The organism is Primorskyibacter flagellatus (assembly GCF_048268605.1).
GTDB lineage: Bacteria > Pseudomonadota > Alphaproteobacteria > Rhodobacterales > Rhodobacteraceae > Primorskyibacter > Primorskyibacter flagellatus.
Genome location: NZ_JBLWVF010000001.1, coordinates 456,925 through 472,572, shown reverse-complemented (window position 1 = coordinate 472,572; position 15,648 = coordinate 456,925). Strand labels below are relative to the sequence as shown.

At 61.3% G+C, this 15,648-nt stretch carries 16 protein-coding genes and 1 tRNA gene; 3 read left to right on the top strand and 14 right to left on the bottom strand.

Translation table 11 applies throughout. The features are described 5' to 3' along the window. Positions 1–26 precede the first annotated feature (26 nt). The 11 genes from ACN0WV_RS02245 to fabD all read right to left on the bottom strand — a co-directional run bounded on the left by ACN0WV_RS02245 (position 27) and on the right by fabD (position 10,467). Positions 27–1,208 carry a phage major capsid protein gene (locus ACN0WV_RS02245; protein ID WP_417603471.1) on the bottom strand — a complete coding sequence of 394 codons (1,182 nt, stop codon included), beginning with the start codon at positions 1,206–1,208 and terminating at the stop codon, positions 27–29. Positions 1,209–1,236: 28 nt separating this feature from the next. Then, on the bottom strand, positions 1,237–1,791 hold the full coding sequence (locus ACN0WV_RS02240; protein WP_417603469.1) for an HK97 family phage prohead protease: 555 nt from the start codon (positions 1,789–1,791) through the stop codon (positions 1,237–1,239). 32 nt (positions 1,792–1,823) lie between these two features. Beyond that, positions 1,824–2,045, bottom strand: a complete 222-nt coding sequence (locus tag ACN0WV_RS02235) for a GTA head formation protein, RCAP_rcc01685 family (protein WP_084349908.1) — start codon at positions 2,043–2,045, stop codon at positions 1,824–1,826. Beyond that, the gene (locus ACN0WV_RS02230; protein WP_417603467.1) at positions 2,038–3,246 is read right to left on the bottom strand and encodes a phage portal protein; all 1,209 of its coding nucleotides are present in this window, start codon (positions 3,244–3,246) and stop codon (positions 2,038–2,040) included. Before ACN0WV_RS02230 ends, ACN0WV_RS02235 begins: the two co-directional genes overlap by 8 nt. 201 nt (positions 3,247–3,447) lie before the next feature. Further along, positions 3,448–4,791, bottom strand: a complete 1,344-nt coding sequence (locus ACN0WV_RS02225; protein ID WP_417603821.1) for a DNA-packaging protein — start codon at positions 4,789–4,791, stop codon at positions 3,448–3,450. Next, positions 4,739–5,068 carry a hypothetical protein gene (locus ACN0WV_RS02220; protein ID WP_198662598.1) on the bottom strand — a complete coding sequence of 110 codons (330 nt, stop codon included), beginning with the start codon at positions 5,066–5,068 and terminating at the stop codon, positions 4,739–4,741. The genes ACN0WV_RS02225 and ACN0WV_RS02220 overlap by 53 nt, the downstream gene beginning before the upstream one ends. A 336-nt stretch (positions 5,069–5,404) precedes the next feature. Beyond that, the gene (gene mltG / locus ACN0WV_RS02215) at positions 5,405–6,562 is read right to left on the bottom strand and encodes an endolytic transglycosylase MltG (RefSeq protein ID WP_417603465.1); all 1,158 of its coding nucleotides are present in this window, start codon (positions 6,560–6,562) and stop codon (positions 5,405–5,407) included. Further along, a complete protein-coding gene (fabF, locus tag ACN0WV_RS02210; RefSeq protein WP_084349904.1) occupies positions 6,562–7,821 on the bottom strand; it encodes a beta-ketoacyl-ACP synthase II in 1,260 nt (419 codons plus the stop codon). Before fabF ends, mltG begins: the two co-directional genes overlap by 1 nt. Before the next feature lie 268 nt (positions 7,822–8,089). Continuing rightward, positions 8,090–8,326 carry an acyl carrier protein gene (locus tag ACN0WV_RS02205; protein ID WP_084350289.1) on the bottom strand — a complete coding sequence of 79 codons (237 nt, stop codon included), beginning with the start codon at positions 8,324–8,326 and terminating at the stop codon, positions 8,090–8,092. A 205-nt stretch (positions 8,327–8,531) separates the two neighbouring features. Beyond that, entirely contained in the window at positions 8,532–9,269 is a 738-nt protein-coding gene (fabG, locus tag ACN0WV_RS02200) for a 3-oxoacyl-ACP reductase FabG (protein ID WP_116597070.1), read from the bottom strand. 259 nt (positions 9,270–9,528) lie between these two features. After that, positions 9,529–10,467 carry an ACP S-malonyltransferase gene (fabD, locus tag ACN0WV_RS02195; RefSeq protein ID WP_084349902.1) on the bottom strand — a complete coding sequence of 313 codons (939 nt, stop codon included), beginning with the start codon at positions 10,465–10,467 and terminating at the stop codon, positions 9,529–9,531. A 242-nt stretch (positions 10,468–10,709) separates the two neighbouring features. Between fabD and rpsF the strand changes: the two genes are divergently transcribed. Genes rpsF through rplI form a run of 3 tightly spaced genes read left to right on the top strand, consistent with a single transcriptional unit; the run spans position 10,710 to position 11,958 of the window. Next, the gene (rpsF, locus tag ACN0WV_RS02190; protein WP_084350288.1) at positions 10,710–11,063 is read left to right on the top strand and encodes a 30S ribosomal protein S6; all 354 of its coding nucleotides are present in this window, start codon (positions 10,710–10,712) and stop codon (positions 11,061–11,063) included. Positions 11,064–11,088: 25 nt separating this feature from the next. After that, entirely contained in the window at positions 11,089–11,316 is a 228-nt protein-coding gene (rpsR, locus tag ACN0WV_RS02185; protein WP_025061827.1) for a 30S ribosomal protein S18, read from the top strand. 12 nt (positions 11,317–11,328) lie between these two features. Further along, positions 11,329–11,958 (top strand): 50S ribosomal protein L9, encoded by a 630-nt coding sequence (rplI, locus tag ACN0WV_RS02180; protein WP_417603460.1) that lies wholly within the window; start codon positions 11,329–11,331, stop codon positions 11,956–11,958. A 153-nt stretch (positions 11,959–12,111) separates the two neighbouring features. On the opposite strand, the gene tig is transcribed toward rplI, so the two are convergent. The 3 genes from tig to ACN0WV_RS02165 all read right to left on the bottom strand — a co-directional run bounded on the left by tig (position 12,112) and on the right by ACN0WV_RS02165 (position 15,436). Beyond that, positions 12,112–13,446, bottom strand: a complete 1,335-nt coding sequence (tig, locus tag ACN0WV_RS02175; RefSeq protein ID WP_417603458.1) for a trigger factor — start codon at positions 13,444–13,446, stop codon at positions 12,112–12,114. A gap of 24 nt (positions 13,447–13,470) precedes the next feature. Continuing rightward, positions 13,471–13,555 (bottom strand) — tRNA-Leu (locus ACN0WV_RS02170). Positions 13,556–13,705: 150 nt separating this feature from the next. Then, positions 13,706–15,436 (bottom strand): NAD(P)H-hydrate dehydratase, encoded by a 1,731-nt coding sequence (locus tag ACN0WV_RS02165; protein WP_417603456.1) that lies wholly within the window; start codon positions 15,434–15,436, stop codon positions 13,706–13,708. Positions 15,437–15,648 lie beyond the last annotated feature (212 nt).

Sequence of the window (15,648 nt, the reverse complement as noted above, 5' to 3'; positions counted from 1 at the left end):
TTGCCCCGCCGCTCTTCCGCCGCGCCTTACGAGACGGCGAAACGCAGAAGCTTGATCGCGGCAAAATCGCTGACATCGCCGCCGACACGCTTGGTGGCATAGAACAGCACATGTGGCTTGGCCGAGAACGGATCGCGCAGCACCCGCAGATCGGGGCGTTCAGCAACCGTGTAGCCCGTGCCGAAATCGCCAAAGGCAATCGCATCGGCACCCGGCGCAACATCGGGCATGTCCTCGGCAATCAGCACGCGATAGCCCAACAGACGCGCGGGCTCTGCCGCCGCCAGACCGTCCGACCACAGGAAACGACCATCCGCGTCCTTGAGCTTGCGCACCAGACCGGCGGTCTTGGAGTTCATCACGAAGGTCGCATTGGCGCGGTATTCTGCCCCCAGAGAGTAGACCAGGTCAATCAGCGCGTCAGCGCCTGCAAACCCACCGTCAGCGCCGGTCGGCACATAGCCGATATTCCCCCAGCTCCAGACGTCATTATCGACAGTGGGGTGGCTCAGAAAACCGGTGGGTTTGTCATTGCCGTCCCCGTTGATGAAGGCGGCAGCCTCGGCACGCGCGAACTTGTCGGCGATCCGGCCAGCCAGCCAGCCTTCGATGTCGAACGCGGCATCATCCAAAAGACGCTGTGAGGCTTTCGGCAAAGCCGACAACTCGTGCAGCGGAATGGCGATACGGTCAACGATCGGCGTACTAGTTTCAGTCGAAGATCCGGTCTCGGACGCCCAGCCGGCCCCCATCTCGGTGGTGTCGATCAGAACGTCATAGGACGTCGCCTCGACATTCACCACATTGGCGATCGCCCGGATAGATGCCGTGGTCGCCAGCACCGAATTGACCGATGCGGAGGTCACGGGATCGACCAGATAGCCGCCATCGCCATTTACGGCGGTGGACATCGCCTTACCCTCGAATTCCAGACCGCGAAGGCCGTCATCGTCGCCAGAGCGCAGATAGGCGTTGAACGCCTTCTGGTGCGGCACCTCGACTTCGGCCGAAGTGGCCAATGCGGGGCGGTAGGCAGTATGAGATTTACGATCAAGCATGGTCAGTCGCTCTTCCTGTTGTTGAAGCCGTGCGGACATGTCGTCCTGAAAGGTTCTGAAATCCCCGACAAAACCCGCGATTGCGGATTTCACCTGGGTGACCGGAGACAGATCTTCCCCGGTCCGAGAGGTCGTCTCGGTCTTGCTCATGGCATTGGTCCCGTGATGGCTTGACGCGTCAGTCGCGCGCCAGGTTCAGACGCGCGCCTTCCAGCGCCTGCGCCAACTCGCGCAGCATGGCCTCGGCCGGGGCATCGCCCTTGGCCGCCACCCGCGCACTGGGCAGCATCGGGAAGGTCACAAGCGAGACTTCCCAAAGCTCCAGTTCCGTCAGAAGCCGCTGGCCCCTGTCATTCTTCGTGGCCTTCAACGTCCGGTAGCCAATCGACAGCCCGTCAATGGCCCCCGCCGCGATCAGCGCCGCCGCTTCACGGCCCTTCTGCGTGCTGTCCAGCAGACGCCCCTTGACGAACAGCCCGCGACCGTCCTCGCGCACCTCATCCCAGATCCCGATGGGCGTCGCCGGATCGTGCTGCCACAGCATCTTTACCGCGCGGCGTTCCTGGGCCATCCGCTTGAGCGATGCTTTGTAAGCGCCGGCCTCAACCACGTCACCGCCCTGATCGCAGGCCCCGAACAAGGAGGCATAGCCCTCGATCCGGCTGCCATCAGTCACCGAGACTTCTGTCTCGAAACGGCAGAATTTCTGCTCCCACCCATAATCCGTCTGCATCTCTTGTCCTTCCATCATCTCGAAATCCCGGATCACGGCGCCGCCGCCAGAAGGCCCTGGACCGCTTGCGCGAGGATCACGCCCACCACGCCGTAGACTGCCAGCCACAGCCGTCGCTCAAGCCGCTCCATCAGCACTTCGATCTTGTCGATCCGTCGGTTCACGGCTTCGAACTGCATCCGCGCCATGCGTTCATGCGCTTCCAGTTTCAACGAGGGCGCACAGTCGAAAGGCAGGCCTCGGCCATCAGCCATTGGCCGCATCCTCCGTCAGCGCAGGCAGGCCCAACATGGCGCGCTTTTCGGCGACGGTCAGGAACTCGGCACCCGTGACACGACCCCATTGCGCGTCGCGTTCGGCACTCAGCGCGGGCACCTGATCCAGGTCGGGCTTGAGATCAAACGTTTCGCCGATATGTCCGCCCAGCCAACCGCTCAGCGCCCCGGCCACCCGCATCGCCAGCGGCAGAACCGTCAGCCGATAGAAGGCGCGGTTGGCCTCTTGGTAATTGGCATAGGTCGCATCGCCCGGTATCCCCATCAGCATCGGCGGCACCCCGAAGGCCAACGCAATCTCCCGCGCGGCACTTTCCTTGGTCTTCTGGAACTCCATATCCGAGGGGCTGAATCCCATCGGTTTCCAATCGAGACCACCTTCCAGCAGCATCGGCCGCCCGGCATTGCGCGCGCCCTGGTGATAGCTTTCCATCTCGCTCACCAGCCGGTCATATTGATCGGGCGCGAGACTTCCCTGCCCCTCGGCACCCTTGTAGACAATCGCTCCCGAAGGCCGCGCGGCATTGTCCAGAAGCGCCTTGGACCAGCGCGAAGCGCTGTTATGCACATCCAGCGCCATGGCCGCCGCCTGCATCGGGCTTAGCCCGTAATGGTCGTCCTGCGGATGAAAGCTCTTGATATGGCAAATCGGCGAAACCGGCCCCGTAGCATCAAACCGGTGCTTACGACCGCCAACCGCATATTCATACCCCACAGGCCAGCCATCCGGGCCGGGGATCACCGACAGCCGGTCGGACCGCAGGACATGCAGTTCCGCCAGCTCGCCCAGATCGGTTTGCACGGCCTCGACATAGCCATTGCCCGACAGCAGGATCTGGCCATAAAGCGCCTCCAGCAATTCCGCCCGCCGCTGCGCCGGGTTGGGCGCGGATAGCAGCGCCAACACCGGATGGCTTTCATAGCGTCGTTCCGCATCCTGAAGCACCAGCGGCAACGCCGCCGCGGCCTCGGCAATCAGCTTCACCGCGCGGAACCCAACCGGGTTGCCGGCAAAGCCTGTGCGCGTCAAGGACACCGTGTCGCGCGGGCTCCAGGCCACCCGGCCATTGCCCTGCATGGCGATCACCCGACCCACCGCGCTCGCCTTGGCCTCGGGGGCCGCAGGCGCTTTCACCGGGGCCGGTACTGCCTGGCTCTTGCGCATGAAATCAAATACCATCGTGTGATGCTCCTCGTTTCACCTGTGCCGTGCAGACAAGCCGCGATCCTTCGGATCACGCTGTTTCGCGCGCCCGTCCTGCCTGCCTGCCACTCTGGCTGTCTGTCCGTCTTGCTGTCAGTCTGACGAGGTTGCCCGCCGCCGTTGAAACCAACCTAGGGTTTAATGGTTAAGGTCGCTTAACCAATGCGGTCGCACCTCCTAAAGCGCGCGCAACTGCGGCTTGCGCCAGCCCGCCGCCGGTTGGATCATGCCCTCTGTCAACGCCCAGACCAGCGCATCCACGCGGTCCGGCGATCCTTTGCCTTGATAGCCCTGCAAGGTCATGCGGCACATCTGATCCTCAAGTTCGCCAAGGCCGCGCAAGTGGCTGACGCGCCCCTGCTCATACAAAGCCGCGACAGGCTCGGCCCGTGCGATCTTGCCCTTGGCGGCATGCACCTTGGTCACCGGCACCAGCGGATCGGCCTGCCGGATGACCTGTTCGACCATATCGCCGCCCTGGTTGACCTCGGCCACCAGACGATCAGCGCCCCAATGCTCCATGCAGGTGATTGCCGCGCGCGCCCACGTCATCGGGCTGGCCGCGCGCACGCTGGCATCCTCCAGCACAACAGCGCGCCAATCCTGCACCGGCCCCTGCATGGTGACACCAATCGCCACGATCCCGCATTCGTCAGACCCGGCATGACCACTAACCGGCGGATCGACCGCGACCAGCACCCGGTCAAACGCGCCGGCCTTGTCGATCCGGACCTCGTCCAGCAAGGAATGTGTCCAGAGCGCGCCCTCCTCGTCTTCCATCAACACGCCGTCCAGTTCCTGCCGCCCCAACCGCGTCCCGGCATAGCGCGCACGCACCTCGGCCAGAAAGCTATCGGCCAGATTGGCGCGGTTCGCCTCAGTGGGCGCATGGCTGACAACGGTCGAATCCAGCTTCAGCAACTGCTTGAGCACGCCCACATTGCGCGGCGTCGTCGTCACGCATTGCTGCGGACACTCCCCCAGCCGCAAACCGAATTGCAGCATGTCCCAGGTGTCCTGAGCCCGCTTCCACTTCGCCAGCTCATCCACCCAGGCGGCATCGAATTGCGGCCCGCGCAAAGATTCAGGCTCATGCGCGGAAAAGGCCATCGCCTCGGCCCCGTTGGGCCAGATCAACGTGCGCCGCCCGCCATGCCATTCAGGACGCCGATCAGGCGGCGAACAGGCCAGAATGCCGCTTTCGCCGAACACCATCACCTCGCGGACCTGATACAGCGTCTCGCCCACCAGCGCCACGCGTTTTGCCCGGCCGGGATCGCGCGGACGCGACCCCTCTACCATGGACCGGACCCATTCGGACCCGGCACGCGTCTTGCCCGCGCCGCGCCCACCCAGAATGACCCAGGACCGCCAATCCCCCACCGGGGGCAGTTGATGGTCCAGCGCCCAGAACTCGAAAATGTAAGGGAGAGCCAGAAGCTCTCCCTCGGTCATATCGTTCAGGAACTCATTCCTCACGGCAACATCTGCGCAAGCGATCCAGGCGGCACCCGATCTCAGATCGTGCGGCGTCAAAATCGATCGCGTAATCCCGGACAATTCCGGCTCTGTCTCGTTGTGCTTTGGCAAGTTGCGCCTCCGTTTCGCTGGCAGCCTTCAACATGGATCTCACATATGCGAGTATCTTCAGGCCCTCTGTTTCCGTTCCGACTTCCCCGGCGCGGACCCGTTGTCTCAGGTCCTGCAAATCTTTTCGTGCTTCCCGAAGCTCTTCGCGGACCTCGCGGGCCACGTTTTCCAGTTCGGCAAACCCTTCTTCCGGGGTAATAAGTGTCATGTGCTCGATGACCTCTCGCTAGAGTGATCCTCCGCCCGAACCGCATGAAAAAACGGCCACCGGGGTCACCCCCGGGGCCGTTCGCCCAACTGTTCCAGCATGCCACAACCTATACGGGAGACCGTTCGCAGAGTCAAGCCTGAACACGCCCACACGATGCCGTAAATAATTGTAAATAAATGTTAATATCTACTTCTGCGCAACCTAAGCGCAACGCGAAAACCATCGCTTTTAGCGATTTTTCAGACAAACGAAAAAGGCGGCACCACCCCCAAGGATAGCGCCGCCTTCTAAATCAAGTGATTAACTTTTTCGAAATCACACCGCGCGGTGGCGCTACTGATTGCGCTGCGCTTCCAGCGCACGGTAAGCCGTCACATTGCGATTATGTTCGTCCAGCGTGACGGCGAAGTTGTGGCCATCCGCCGGATCGAGCGTGCGCGCGACAAAATAGATGAAATCCGTATCAGCCGGGTTGAGCGCCGCCACGATGCTGGCACGCCCCGGATTTGCGATCGGTGTCGGCGGCAGACCCTTGATGACATAGGTGTTCCACGGCGTCTCGCGGTCCAGCTCCGACCGGCGTAACCCACGCCCCAGGACACCTTTGCCTTCGGTCACACCGTAAATGACCGTCGGATCGGTTTGCAGGGGCATGTCGGCGCGCAGCCGGTTGGTAAAGACCGAGGCAACCTGTCCGCGCTCTTCGGCATTGCCGGTCTCTTTCTCGATGATTGACGCAAGGATCAGTGCCTCTTCCGGCGTTTCAAGCGGCAGATCATCGGCGCGGTTCTCCCATGCATCGGCAAGGATTGCCTCCTGTGCGCCCTGCATCCGGGCGATCACCGAGTCCAGCGTATCGCCGGGCTGAACCTCATAGCTGTCGGGGGCAAGACTGCCCTCTGCCGGAACCTCCGCCTCGCCCTCCAGCAGGTCCAGAGACGCCAATTCCTGCACCACCTGCCAGCTGGTGACACCTTCAGCCAGCGCGACGCGGTAGCGGGTGTCGTCCTTTGCACGCATCTCGGCGTAAACCGGATTGGTCTCTGCATCGCCAGGCGCAAACTTTGCCCGTTCGGCATAGCGGCCGCTGGCGGGATCAAGCTCGCGCACCTGGATTTCCGCCGCAGTCACGCCGATGCGGTAAACAATCTCTGTCCCGCAGGTGCTGGCACCGCCACGGGTCACGATATCGACAATTTCTGCCATCGACGCGCCTTCCGGCACCAGAAAACTGCCCGCTTTCAGGTCTTGCGCCTTGTCCATGTAATCCGCGCCGATCCGCAGGATCGCCCCGCTTGTGACGGCCCCCTGACCTTCCAGATTGCGCGACACAGCGCGCAGGTTGGTCCCACGTTCGACCTGCACGCAGATTGCCTGCTCCAGCGGTCCTTCGGACAGGTATTGCGACCGGCCCCATATGACCACGCCCCCGGCCAGGAACAGCAAGACGGCGAGGAACGTCAGCGCGTTAGACGCGATATGGCGCCACATCAATCGACCTTTCTGAAGATCACGCTGGCATTGGTGCCGCCAAAGCCGAAGCTGTTGGACAGGGCCACGTTGATCTTGCGCTCGCGCTTGGCGTTGGGGGCAAGGTCCACCTTCGTTTCCACCGCCGGATTGTCGAGGTTGATCGTCGGTGGCGCCACCTGATCACGGATTGCGAGAATCGAGAAGATCGCCTCGATCGCGCCAGCAGCACCCAGCAGGTGCCCGGTCATCGACTTGGTCGAGGACATGGTGACCTTGTCTGCGGCATCGCCCATCATGCGCTCTACCGCGCCCAGTTCGATCTTGTCCGCCATCGTACTGGTGCCATGGGCGTTGATATAATCAATATCGGACGGTTGCAGCCCGGCCTTTTTCAGCGCCATGCGCATACAGCGTTCCGCGCCGTCGCCATCCTCTGACGGCGCGGTGATGTGATAGGCGTCGCCCGACAGACCGTAACCGATCACCTCGGCATAGATCTTGGCACCGCGCGCCTTGGCGTGTTCGTATTCTTCCAGCACCACGATGCCGGAGCCTTCGCCCATGACAAACCCGTCACTATCGACATCATAGGGGCGGCTTGCCTTTGTGGGATCATCGCTGCGCTTGGTGGACAGCGCCTTGCAGGCGTTGAAGCCGGCGATGCCGATCTCCGAGATCGACGCCTCGGCCCCGCCGGCGATCATCACATCGGCATCGTCGTCGCGGATCAGCCGCGCGGCATCGCCGATGGCATGCGCGCCAGTCGAACAGGCCGTCACAACCGAATGGTTCGGTCCGCGGAATCCGTAGCGAATGCTGACCTGACCCGAGATCAGATTGATCAGCGCGCCCGGAACAAAGAACGGCGACACGCGCCGCGGTCCGCGATCCCGCAGAACCAACGCTGTCTCGGCGATGGAGTTCAGCCCGCCAATACCGGATCCGATCAGAACGCCGGTCCGTTCCAGCTCTGCCCGATCATCCGGGGTCCAGCCTGCATCTTCGACAGCCTGCGCCGCTGCGGCAATACCGTAAAGGATGAACGTATCGACCTTGCGCTGGTCTTTTGGTGCCATCCAGTCATCTGGATTGAACGTACCGTCGGTTCCATCACCATGCGGCACTTCGCAGGCATAGTCAGTTGCCAGATGGCTGGCATCGAACCGCGAGATCTTCCCCGCACCCGATTGCCCATCCAGAATGCGTCTCCAGCTTTCCTCGACCCCGCTGGCCAAGGGGGTGACAAGGCCAAGTCCTGTGACAACAACACGGCGCATTCGGTTGTCCTTCCATCAATTTCGTTCCTGCCGCTCTTACCCTGCATGCGGGCAAGGGGGCAAGACCGTCGATTATCACTTTGACAAAGTTCCGCACAGCCCGGCATGATCTTGCGCCCGAAACAGCCCGCAAGCATCGCCCCGATTTGTGCCTCTATCGCCTGTCAGAAGGGCATCAAACACGGCTCCGCAGGTGAGCGTGGTACCCACAAACGAAAACGGCCCCCATGACGGAGGCCGTTTACGCTGTCTCTATGACTGTTGGGGCTCAGGCGTTGGCGTTGGAGATGAATCCAACCGCGTCGCCGAAGGTCTGAATGGTTTCAGCGGCGTCGTCAGGAATTTCGATGCCGAATTCCTCTTCGAAAGCCATGACCAGTTCCACGGTATCAAGGCTGTCTGCGCCCAGATCGTCGATGAACGAGGCATTGTCGACGACCTTGCTTTCTTCGACACCCAGGTGCTCTACCACAATCTTTTTAACGCGATTTGCGACGTCGCTCATATTGTCTTCCTCACGGTATTGTCGGGACATTCGCCCGGATTATCCCTCGCCCCTGCGGGGTTTTCAAGTGCCCTTGCGGGCGGCTCAACTCCCCGCGATGCGGGTCGGATTCGAAAGAGTTACCCCCTTCTGCCCGAAACTTCTGCGCCTATAGCACATGGTGCAGCGTTGGCAAACGCTTTCGCACCGGTGCCAAACACGCTTATCACAACATGGCCATGCCGCCATTGACGTGCAAGGTGGTTCCGGTGACATACCCGGCCTCTGGCGCGGCAAGATACAGAACCGCAGCGGCAATTTCGGCCGGATCGCCCATGCGGCCTGCGGGTATCTGGCCCATAATCGCAGATTTCTGGTCGTCGTTCAGCTTGTCTGTCATCGCGGTGGTGATGAAACCCGGTGCCACGGCATTAACGGTGATGCCTCGGCTTGCGACCTCATAGGCCAGCGACTTCGACATGCCGATCACACCCGCCTTGGCGGCGGCATAGTTGCCCTGACCGGGATTACCGGTTGCCCCGACAACGGACGAGATATTCACGATCCGGCCCCAGCGCGCCTTCATCATGCCGCGCAGTACACCTTTACACAGCTTGAATGTCGCGGTCAGGTTCACGTCGATCACCGATTGCCATTCATCATCCGACATCCGCATGAACAGGTTGTCGCGGGTGATACCGGCGTTGTTGACCAGAATATCCAGACTGCCCATCGCCTCGATTGCCTGCTTGGGAAGGGCATCAACGGCTGCGAAATCCGAAAGGTTGCACGGCAGGACATGCGCACGCTCGCCAAGTTCGGCGGCCAGGGCCTCAAGCGGTTCGGTCCGCGTGCCACTCAGCCCTACCGTGGCACCCGCGCCGTGCAACACGCGTGCAATCTCGCCGCCGATGCCCCCCGAAGCGCCGGTGATCAGCGCGGTTTTTCCAGTCAGATCGAACATACCTGTCCCCCGTTTGCGGCGGGTCAGCTGTTTTGCCGACCGTGCCGCGATGTTCCATATTTGAGGCGTATCGCATTGCATGGCCTCATAATCAAGACGAGCAAATCGTGATCTCACCCCGCCCGGTAACACCTTGCCCCGCAGCCAGAGACCCAGGTTGTTTGCGTCGCACTCTGTTCCCGCCAGCGCTAATCTTCACCGGCAAATCCCGCTTCACGATTCTCTTGTGACCTGCCGAAGCGGGCCTGTGCGACATTCTTCAGCTCAGGCTTTCTGCTGCCGCCTTGACCTCGTCGGGCGTGCCGATATTGCGCGTCGCGATGGTTTTGTCGATCCGTCGGATCATGCCCGACAGCGCCTTGCCCGCGCCGATCTCCCAGATCTCGGTGACGCCCTGCGCCGCCATGAACCCCACGCTTTCGCGCCACCGCACCGATCCGGTGACTTGCTGCACCAGCAAGGAGCGGATGGTCTCGGGATTGGCCACATCATGCGCCAGCACATTCGCCACCAGCCGCACGGACGGGTTGGAGATTTCGACATCCTCCAAAGCCTCTGCCATCGCGCGGGCAGCAGGCTCCATCAACTGACAATGAAACGGCGCGCTTACAGGAAGCAAAACAGCGCGCCGCGCCCCTTTTTCCTTGGCGATCTCGACGGCGCGTTCCACAGCCGCCTTGTGCCCGGACACGACCACCTGCGCCGGGTCATTGTCATTCGCAGCCTCGCAAACCTCGCCCTGTGCAGCCTCTTGCGCGACGGTACGGGCAGTCTCGAAATCCAGCCCCAGCAAAGCAGCCATGGCCCCGGCACCGACAGGCACGGCCTCTTGCATGGCTTTGCCGCGAATCCGCAAAAGCCGCGCAGTGTCGGCAATGCTGATCGCACCGGTTGCCGCCAGTGCGGAATATTCGCCCAGCGAGTGACCCGCCACATAAGCGGCCGCATCCACCGCCACGCCTTCTGCCTCCAACGCCCGCATCGCGGCAAGCGATGTCGCCATCAGTGCGGGCTGCGCGTTCTGTGTCAGCGTCAGCGCATCCGCCTCGCCTTCCCAGATCAGTGTACTCAGCTTTTCGCCAAGCGCGTCGTCCACCTCGTCAAACACGGCCTGCGCCTGCGGATAGGCCTGGGCAAGCGCCTGCCCCATGCCGATGGTCTGGACACCCTGCCCGGGAAATACGAATGCGCGGCTCATCTGATGCCCCCTTGTTATGTGCGGCCCCTTTCTGTCGGGGCGGTTGGACCTGATGTACCGTCACAGCAGCTTTCGCGCAACGCAGTTGACACCTCCGCTGGCAGACTTGCACCCTGGACATTTCCGTGTATACGGAGCGCTCCTTTCGCAATTACAGACAAACCGCGCAGACTCTCGTGGGCAGGGGCGGAAGGATCACAGACCTGTCCTTTGAAATGCGCCGCAATATGAACGGAGACCGCATGCCACTGTATGAGCATGTATTCATTTCGCGTCAGGACTTGTCCAACACGCAGGCCGAAGGCCTTGTTGAACATTTCGGCACCGTCCTCGCCGACAACGGCGGCAAGCTCGTGGAACACGAGTATTGGGGCGTCAAGACCATGGCGTACAAGATCAACAAGAACCGCAAGGGCCACTATGCCTTCCTGCGCACCGATGCCCCTTCCGAGGCCGTGCAGGAAATGGAACGCCTGATGCGTCTGCATGACGATGTGATGCGCGTCCTGACCATCAAGGTCGACGAGCACGCCGAAGGACCCTCGGTCCAGATGCAGAAGCGCGACGAGCGGGACAACCGCCGCGAGCGCCGTTGATCACCTGAGAAAAGGACGCTAAACCATGGCAACAAAACCATTTTTCCGCCGTCGTAAAGTTTGCCCCTTCTCGGGCGACAACGCACCTGCGATCGACTACAAGGACACACGTCTTCTGCAACGCTACATCTCTGAGCGTGGCAAGATCGTCCCCAGCCGCATCACCGCCGTCTCGGCCAAGAAGCAGCGTGAACTGGCCCGTGCGATCAAACGCGCCCGTTTCCTCGCCCTGCTGCCCTACGCAGTGAAGTAAGGAGTAAGCATCATGCAAGTCATCCTTCTCGAACGCGTTGCGAAACTCGGCCAGATGGGCGACGTCGTTGACGTCAAGCCCGGCTACGCCCGCAACTATCTGCTGTTGCAGAAGAAAGCCCTGACCGCGTCGGAAGACAACATCAAGGCATTCGAAGCACAAAAAGCGCATCTCGAAGCCCGCAACCTCGACAGCCGCAAGGAAGCCGAATCGCTGGGAGCAAAGCTTGACGGCGAACAGTTTGTCGTGATTCGCCAAGCGTCTGACGGCGGCAACCTCTACGGCTCTGTCACCACGCGTGACGCCGCGGACACCGCGACCGAGGCTGGCTTCTCGCTGGACCGCAAGCAGATCATCATCCGCGAGCCAATCAAGGTATTGGGTCTGCACGAACTTGAGGTGAACCTTCACCCCGAGGTCATGGTGACGATCACGCTGAACGTCGCCCGTTCGCCCGAAGAGGCGCAGCTTCAGGCGTCCGGCAAGTCGATCCAGGAACTGGCCGCCGAAGAAGAGGCCGCCGCAGATTTCGAGATCGCCGAGTTGTTCGACGATATCGGCTCTGCCGCCGAGGACGACGACGCGCCCCGCGATGTGGTCAACGCCGCAGCCGAGGCCGAAGCCGAGTCCACCGAAGACTAAGCCGACAGCAATGCCCCCAATTCGGGGCGTTCAGACCGCGCGGGCCCACCCCGCGCGGTCTTTTTTTGTGCCGCGGCCTGGCCTTCCCCTAGGCCAGCAAAAAACCGCGCCTGCGAGAGGCGCGGTTTTATGAAACTCCGTAGGTAACGGGGCTTATTCGTCTTCTTCAAGCGCCTCGACGGCCTTTTGCAGCTCATCTTTCGAGATTTCTTTCTCGGTCACATCGGCCTGTTCAACGATGTGGTCGACGACCTTGTCCTCGAAGATCGGCGCGCGCATCTGCTGTTGCATCTGCTGGTTCTGCTGGATGAACTCAAAGAACTGACGTTCCTGGCCCGGATACTGCCGCGCCTGGTTCATGATTGCTTGCGTCATCTCGGCATCGGTAACCTGAATCTCGGCCTTCTGGCCCAGTTCCGCCAGAAGAAGCCCCAGACGCACGCGGCGCTCGGCCAGCTTATTGTGCTCTTCGGTGGGCTCTACCGGATCGTGATCATGGCCTTCGACTTCGGGGTTTTCCTCGTGCCACAGCTGATGCGCGATCTGCTTGGCTTCGGCATCCACCAGCGACGGCGGCAGTTCGAAGCTGACGACATTATCCAGCTGATCCAGCAGGCCGCGCTTCATCACCGCGCGCGCAGCGCCCGCATATTCAGCCTCAAGACGCTCGGCGATCTGGGTTTTCAGCGCGGCCAGATCATCGGCACCAAAACGCTTGGCAAGCTCGTCGTCGATTACCGCAGCCTGAGATGCCTTCACGGACTTGACGGTGCAATCGAAGATCGCCGCCTTGCCCGCCAGATGCTCGGCCTGATAATCCTCTGGGAACGACACTTCGACGGCTTTCTCGTCGCCCGCTTTCACGCCGACCAGTTGCTCTTCGAAACCGGGGATGAAGCTGTTTGATCCCAGCGTCAGCGGATAATCCTCGGCAGAGCCGCCCTCGAATGCTTCGCCATCCACCTTGCCGACGAAATCGATCACGATCTGGTCGCCATCCTCGGCTGCGGCACCCTCTTCACGGTCCTCGAAATTCTGCGCGGTCTCGGCCAGATTTTCCAGCGCCTCGGTCACCGATGCGTCATCCGCCTTGGCCACCAACTTTTCCAGCTTGATCACGCTCAGATCGACCTCGGGGATCGTCGGAAGCGCCTCATAGCTCATCTCGACATTGACGTCGTCGCCTTCTTTCCAGTCCTCATTGGTCATCTTGACCTCTGGCTGGGCGGCAGGACGGTCGCCGCTGTCTTCGAAATGCTGGTTCATCGCGCCGTCGATGGTTTCCTGCATCGCCTCGCCCAGCAAACGCTGGCCGAACTGCTTTTTCAGCAGCGGCATCGGAACCTTACCTTTGCGAAAGCCCTTCATCTCGACCTCGGGCTGCGCTTCGGCCAGCTTTTCGTTGACCTTCGCGCTAAGCTCATCAGCGCTGACGGTGATCGCGTATCCGCGCTTCAACCCTTCGTTCAGAGTCTCGGTGACCTGCATTTACGTGTCCTTTTTCTCATCCTCTGGTGCGGGTGGAGGGACTTGAACCCCCACGCCTTGCGGCGCCAGAACCTAAATCTGGTGCGTCTACCAATTTCGCCACACCCGCAAAAACCCAAGAGGCAGCCCAACGGGCCGCCCAAGTCCGGCGCTGTCTAGCAAACCCGCAAGCCGGATGCGAGCGGAAAATTCGCCTGAAACAGACAGGGCTGCAGGGTTATTCCGGCACCGGCGGTACGCGGCCGAAACACAGTGGATGTCAAGAACCCAGGACACGACTCAGAACCTGGGGCAAAACCTCCGGCAGGTCTTCAGCAATCAAGCCCGGCCCAAAGCTGCGCGCGCATTCCACATGCAGCCAGGCGGCACTCGCAGCGGCGTCCATCGGACAATAACCGCGCGCCAGCAATCCGGCGATGAACCCCGCCAACACGTCCCCCGACCCGGCCGTCGCGAGCCAAGGTGCGGCACGATCATATTTGGCCAAGTTTATCGTGCAAGCCCCGGAAGGATCCGCGATCACCGTCTCCGCCCCCTTGAACAGCACCACGCATCCCGCCCGTTTGGCCACCGCACGTGTGGCATCAACCTTGGAATAGGCCGGACCTTTCGTTGCGGCAGCGTTCAATTTCTCAGCGATGTCTGGAAACAGCCGCTTGAATTCGCCCGCATGTGGCGTCAGCACGCACTGATCATGCAGCAACGCAAACAGATCCGGGTCGCGCGCAAGCAGGCTCAGCGCGTCAGCATCCAGCAGCACTGCCCGCCCTGGGCTTGGCCCGGGGCCTTGCGAAACAGAAGGCCCCGGCTCGGGGGCCGGGGCGCGTAGCGCTGCGGCGACCAACCCCGTCGCGCGCTCATCCAGTCCCAGCCCCGGCCCCAGACACAGCGCATTGATGCGCCCGTCTTCCAGCGCCGAAGCCAGCCCGTCGCCATCCTCAACACGCTTCAGCATCATCGCAGTGATCTGACAGGCCACCTCCATCTGCGCCGAGCCGGGTACCCCCAAAGTCACCAGCCCCGCCCCGATCCGCAACGCGCCCCGCGCTGCAAGCCGCGCCGCCCCCGTGCGCCCGGCACCACCGGACAAGATCAGGGCGTGGCCATGAGAGTATTTGTGCTGATAATCTTCTTTTCCGAGACAGATCGAATCTTTGGCAAGCGTGACCTGCTCAAGCCACACTTCCCGCTGCCTGTCCGGACCTTCACGCGACCACCGGAAAGCAAATGCCTCAATCCCCAGAGTTTTGACGACGACTTTGCCACAATGATCTGGTCCATCGGCCAAGACGTGCCCCAATTTCATGCTATGAAAGGTCACTGTAAGATGCGCGCTGGCTGAGACCCCATGGCGAGAGTCTGAAATCGCGAAGATCCGGCCACTATCAGCGCAAATACCAGTTGGAAGATCGATGGCGACGATGGCCGCCCGACCAATTTCATGCCCAACCTTAATGGGACGGCACCCCACCATATTTTCCATTTTTGAGAATAGGCCATCAAATTCTCGAAGCGCGCGCTTAAGCCCTGTTCCGAACAGTGCATCCACCAGCAGGTCGCAATTCCAAAACTTTTCTTCGTATTGCAAAAATGAATAGGTCGTCCCCAGCGCGCACCACCGTTCATAATTCACTTTCGCGTCAGGCGGCAGTTGCGACGGATCACCATGGAGGAAAACCTGCACCTTCCAGCCCTGTTCCTGCAGCAACCGCGCCACGACAAACCCGTCCCCCCCATTGTTCCCCGGCCCGCACAGCACCACGGCCCGCAGAATACTTGTCTCTTCTTCTTGGACCAAATACTCCCGGGGTGCGGGGGCTGGCCCCCGCTCCGGCATCGCATCTCGCGCAAACTCCGGCCATTCCTCGAAAATCGCCTCGACGACGCCCCGCCCTGCCCGCTCCATCAATTCCAGTCCGCTAACCTCGCCGCTGTCTATCGCGGCCTGTTCAATGGCGCGCATCTGCGCGGCAGTCAGAAGCTCGGTCATGCACAACTGTCCTGTCACTGGTGTAAAAGCTCGACCTCTTATCCGCCCTTCAGGACATAGCTTACAAGAGGACAACCGCGCAGATTCGCATACAGAGTTTTCTGATCGCGCATTATTAAGTCAGAACGCACAAATTATGTGCATTTAATTCTGACATCCGGCGTCGAAACAGCCATAGCACCCGAATCCGATTGAGCCATGGTGCCCCACAT